The sequence below is a fragment of the Pseudoalteromonas sp. SIMBA_162 genome, assembly GCF_046535955.1.
GTDB lineage: Bacteria > Pseudomonadota > Gammaproteobacteria > Enterobacterales > Alteromonadaceae > Pseudoalteromonas > Pseudoalteromonas marina.
This window is the reverse complement of record NZ_JAWJBQ010000295.1, coordinates 1-278: the sequence shown is the minus strand read 5'-3', so window position 1 is coordinate 278 and position 278 is coordinate 1. Positions and strand designations below refer to the sequence as shown.

General features: G+C 63.3%; 1 protein-coding gene. It reads left to right on the top strand.

Going from position 1 to position 278, the window contains the following annotated elements; all coding sequences use genetic code 11:
- The coding region (locus R0J88_RS19750) for a hypothetical protein (protein WP_410900839.1) at positions 1 to 278 on the top strand (278 nt) is incomplete at both ends.

Here is a 278-nt window from a genome sequence, read left to right as displayed (position 1 = left end):
CATGTCATTGTCGCCAACCCCTATGGCGTGAGCTGCAACGGCTGCGGCTTTATCAACACCCCGAAAGCCACCCTGACCACCGGCAAGCCGGTGATCGAGAACGGCCAGGTCCAGCGTTACCAGGTGGACCAGGGCAGCGTCGCCATCGAAGGTGCGGGCCTCAACGCGAGCAATATCGACCAGTTCGAAATCATCACCCGCAGCGCCAAGATCAACGCCGAGATCCAGGCCCGGCACCTGGCGGTGATCGCCGGGGCCAACGACGTCGACGCCAAGAC